At 43.3% G+C, this 4,926-nt stretch carries 3 protein-coding genes and 1 pseudogene; 3 read left to right on the top strand and 1 reads right to left on the bottom strand.

Annotated features, from left to right (window positions below):
- The 3 genes and pseudogenes from BXY_RS03505 to BXY_RS03495 all read left to right on the top strand — a co-directional run.
- Nucleotides 1-372 (top strand): annotated as a pseudogene (locus BXY_RS03505) (C39 family peptidase); the annotation flags it as partial.
- 81 nt (nucleotides 373-453) lie between these two features.
- A complete protein-coding gene (locus BXY_RS03500; RefSeq protein ID WP_015531232.1) occupies nucleotides 454-1,539 on the top strand; it encodes an HpaII family restriction endonuclease in 1,086 nt (361 codons plus the stop codon).
- 61 nt (nucleotides 1,540-1,600) lie between these two features.
- Nucleotides 1,601-2,170 carry a nitroreductase family protein gene (locus BXY_RS03495; RefSeq protein ID WP_008643824.1) on the top strand — a complete coding sequence of 190 codons (570 nt, stop codon included), beginning with the start codon at nucleotides 1,601-1,603 and terminating at the stop codon, nucleotides 2,168-2,170.
- 213 nt (nucleotides 2,171-2,383) lie between these two features.
- Here BXY_RS03495 and gcvP read toward each other — a convergent pair.
- On the bottom strand, nucleotides 2,384-4,926 hold a 2,543-nt coding region (gcvP, locus tag BXY_RS03490), incomplete at its 5' end, for an aminomethyl-transferring glycine dehydrogenase (protein WP_208946754.1).

Genomic DNA, 4,926 nt, shown 5'->3' with positions numbered 1-4,926 from the left:
GATCGTGGTATACCTGTGCTTGTGAATGTGAGATATACAGGAGCAGTTCGTGGTTTGCGTCCCGGTCCGAGAGGGCACTGGATGGTGCTTCGTGGCATTGACGATAAACATGTGTGGGTAAATGACCCCGGACGTTCGCCGGAGATGCGGAGTAAAGGAGAAAATATCTGCTATCCAATAAAGAAACAGCCGGGCAATCCTTCCTATTTTGATGGTTGCTGGACGGGACGATTTATCATAGTCACTCCTAAAGAATGGATTCGAAACTCCCTGTTTGCACAAGTAGGCAAGCTTCCTCCTTTGGAGGAAGTAACTCATATAGTACCTCCTGTTGCGTTGCCTGTAACCTTACCGCAGGTTATTAATCAGTAAGCAATTCATTGTGAAGATAGAAATTTCTTAGTGAAATTAGGATAAAAAGAACATTAGTAAAATAAAGAAGAACAAAGATATATGGCATTCGAAGCAACCAAAAAAGAATGGTGCGAACTCTATTCTTTCTTTCGTCTCCTGACAGACGGAAAAGTAGTGCTAGGCACAGCAGACGCAAAGGCGGGAGAAACATCTTGGCCTATTGCAATGATTCAACGGGAAGAACATGATGGAACACGTCAATATTATATTGAGGAAGATACGATTCGTATAGAAGCAGAGAGCGGAACTAAATTCATGCCTCGCGAAGACTTTGGTATTGTAGCTGATTTGATATTGCGGGCTGTGAAATCTTCTTCGGAAGAGGACGTAACCTCTCCGGAAGGAGTAGAAGAGTTTTTAGATGAAGCAGCCATTTTCGATTTGGAAGCAAAAACAGAAGATCGTACTGATTTCTCCATTGCATTTTGGCATCCGGAAGCTCCGTTTAGAGGTTTTAATGTTCGTTCACGGTTGGGTGTAATGAATCCGTTACTGGACGGAGGACGTGCTGCAAATCTAAAACTGGAACAGAGTGGAGTCAAATTTGCCACTCCCACAGTGAATAAAATCAATGCTTTGCCTGAATCTCCCAATGAGGTTGCCGAGCGAATGATGATGATCGAACGATTGGGCGGTGTACTTAAATATTCTGATGTAGCCGACCGGGTATTCCGTAGCAATCTTCTAATGATTGACCTGCATTTTCCACGTGTCTTGACAGAAATGGTTCGTATTATGCATTTGGATGGTATCTCTCGTATTAGCGAGCTGACGGAAGTTATCAAACAAATGAATCCGTTAAAGATTAAAGATGAACTGATAAACAAGCACAAGTTTTATGAGTTTAAGATGAAGCAGTTCTTGTTGGCATTAGCTTTAGGTATGCGTCCCGCAAAGATTTATAATGGATTGGATTCGGCTGTGGAAGGTATTCTGTTGGTGGGCGGAAGTGGAGAGGTGCTCTGTTATCATAAATCAGAAAAGCAAGTAATGGAAGACTTTTTGTTTCAAAATACCCGTTTGGAAAAAGGATCTTTGGAGAAGGATAAATACGGATTTTTGGAGAGAGAGAATGGAGTCTATTATTTCAAACTGAATGCAAAGATTGGGCTAGTTAAAAGGTAAATGATAAATTAGAATTCTGTGGTGAAATTTTGATTCGATATATATAAAAAACTTGTTATCCATGAAAACGAATGAAGTTTTAGAGAACATTAAAGCACGTCGTAGCGTACGGGCTTATACTAGTCAGCAAGTTTCAGAAGAAGATTTGCAGGCTATTCTGGAAGCTGCAACTTATGCACCCAGTGGAATGCATTTGGAAACATGGCACTTTACTGCTATTCAAAATGTAGATAAATTGACAGAACTGAATGAGCGCATTAAAGGAGCTTTTGCAAAAAGTGATGATTCCCGTTTGCAAGAGCGTGGGCATAGCAAGACCTATTGTTGTTATTATCATGCTCCGACTTTGGTGATTGTATCCAATGAACCTACACAATGGTGGGCTGGTATGGATTGTGCTTGTGCAATAGAAAATATGTTTCTGGCTGCCCATTCTTTAGGAATCGGCTCTTGCTGGATCAACCAGTTGGGCACAACGTGTGATGATCCTGAAGTTCGTGAATATATTACCTCTTTAGGTGTTCCTGCCAATCATAAAGTCTATGGTTGCGTAGCTTTGGGGTATGCTGATTCGAAGATTCCGATGAAAGAGAAAAAGGTGAAGGCTGATACGGTAACGATTGTCAAGTAGAAAAAATATTCAGAATTGTAGTTGGATTTACATTCCATATCACAAAATATGAGCCTTGGGGATATTTGATGCATCCCCAGGGCTTTTGTTTATTCAGTCTTGGGCTGATAAAAATAATCCCAGGGCTTACATTCATTGAGCCCCGGGATTATTTCTTATTGAGACGCTTCTAAAAATCTTTTCTAATGAATTGATTTCTACAATAAATCACCTTTATTCAAAAGTGCCATAACGAGTTGGTAGTAACTTACGGTCTCCCAATGTGTTATCTACACGAGCTACATTGACCCAGAATTTGTTATCACGTACACTTTCTATCGGATAAGCCGCTTTTTCGCGTGTGTACGAATGTTCCCAACGATCACTAACAATCTCGTATTCCGGATGCGGAGCATTAATCAACACATTATCATCCTTATCAGCTTCGCCGTTCTTCACTTCCTGAATCTCCTTCCAGATATTCAGCATGACATCTACGAAATTGTCCAGTTCTGCCAAACTCTCGCTTTCTGTCGGTTCAATCATCAATGTACCGTGAACAGGAAAGGAGAGGGTAGGAGCATGATAACCATAATCCATCAGACGTTTGGCAATATCATTTTCCGAGATACCTGCTTCTTCATGTACTTTCCTACACTCCAGAATCATTTCGTGTCCTACGAAACCATTGGCTCCCCGATAGACAACTCCATACGTATCTTTCAGGCAAGCAGCCAGATAATTAGCATTCAGGATGGCGATCTTAGTGGCCTGCGTCAATCCCTCTGCACCCATCATGCGGATATATCCATACGTGATAGGCAAAATACCTGCACTACCGAATGGAGCAGCTGATACTTGATTCTGCGAATTGCCGAAGATTCCATGTCCGGGAAGGAAAGGAACCAGATGTTCGGCCACACAGATAGGACCTACTCCCGGACCTCCGCCACCATGAGGGGAAGCGAATGTTTTATGGAGATTCAAGTGGCAGACATCCGCACCGATGAATCCCGGATTGGTCAATCCCACTTGGGCATTCATATTGGCTCCATCCATATATACTTGTGCGCCACAGGCATGAATGATGTCGCAAATTTCCTTTATTTCTGTTTCGAAGATACCATGTGTAGAAGGATAAGTAATCATCAGCGCTGCCAATTCATCCTTATTTTCTTCAGCCTTGGCACGCAGGTCATCCATTTCTACATTTCCTTGTTCGTCGCATGCACAGGTGACAGTCACAAATCCGGCCTGTATAGCTGACGCAGGATTTGTTCCGTGAGCTGAAGCCGGAATCAGGACTTTGTTCCGATGTCCCTGACCGATACTTTCGAGATAAGCACGGATTACACGAAGTCCTGCATATTCTCCCGCAGCACCCGAATTGGGTTGCAGGCTCACCCCTGCAAATCCGGTGATAACTTTCAGATCTTCACTTAAATTCTTAATTAATTCCCGATATCCTTCTGCCTGATCTTCCGGAACCAGCGGGTGCATACCCATAAATTCGGGACGACTTAAAGGTAACATTTCCGCAGCTGCATTCAGCTTCATGGTGCATGAACCGAGAGAAATCATCGATTGTGCAAGCGAAATATCTTTGCGATCCAAACGTTTGATATAACGCATCATCTGTGTTTCCGTGTGATATTTGCTGAATACTTCGTGCGTCAGGAAAGGAGTTGTCCGTTTCAAAGCCTTGTCGATATTGCTTTTTTCCGGGATATCGTCTACTTTCTGATAATCTTTTCCGGCAGCGATGGCAAAGATAGAGAGCAATACATTGGCGGCTGCCACATCTGTTGTTTCATCAATACTGAAACCGACATCACCATTTTCATAATAACGCAGATTTATTTCTTTACTAAGCGCTATGGTACGGATTTGTTGTGCCGAAACATGTTCGGGCAACTCAAAACGTAAGGTGTCAAAATATTGAGCGTTGACTTGTGTGTATCCACATTTCTTCAGTTGCTTTTCAAGAAATACAGTGATACTGTGGATGCGCGACGCAATTGTGGTGATACCCTCCTGGCCGTGATAAACAGCGTAAAAGCCTGCCATGGTAGCTAATAATGCTTGTGCGGTACAAATGTTTGAAGTTGCTTTTTCCCGCTTGATATGCTGTTCACGTGTCTGCAAAGCCATCCGATAGCAAAGTTTGCCATATTTATCTTTAGACCATCCGATGATTCGTCCCGGCATATTCCGTTTGTATTCGTCTCTGGTAGCAAAGAAAGCAGCCGACGGACCACCATAGAACATTGGAGTACCCAAACGTTGTGTAGTTCCGAATACAATATCTGCTCCCCATTCTCCCGGAGGAGTCAGCAGGGCAAGGCTTAAAATATCTGCAGCGACAGCTACCTTGCAATCTGCGGCATGAGCTTTTTCTGTAAATTCGGAATAATCCTCTGCATTTCCATTCGAGTTTGGATATTGTAGAACGCAGGCAAACACTTCCGGTGAAGGTTCAAAATCCTTATATTTACCTACACGCAGTTCGATGCCTTGCGGCACAGCGCGTGTAGTCATAACAGCCAATGTTTGTGGGAAGATATTCTCGTCTACAAAGACTACGTTCGCATTGGCTTTCTGTTGCGCACGGGAACGGATGGCATACATCATGCTCACGGCTTCGGCAGCGGCAGTTGCTTCGTCCAGAAGTGAACAGTTGGCAAGTGGCATGGCAGTAAGGTCGCACACGGCTGTCTGAAAATTCATCAACGCTTCCAGGCGTCCTTGCGACACTTCTGTCTGATAAGGAGTGTAAG

It is taken from the genome of Bacteroides xylanisolvens XB1A, assembly GCF_000210075.1.
GTDB lineage: Bacteria > Bacteroidota > Bacteroidia > Bacteroidales > Bacteroidaceae > Bacteroides > Bacteroides xylanisolvens.
This window is presented reverse-complemented; position numbering and strand designations above follow the sequence as displayed.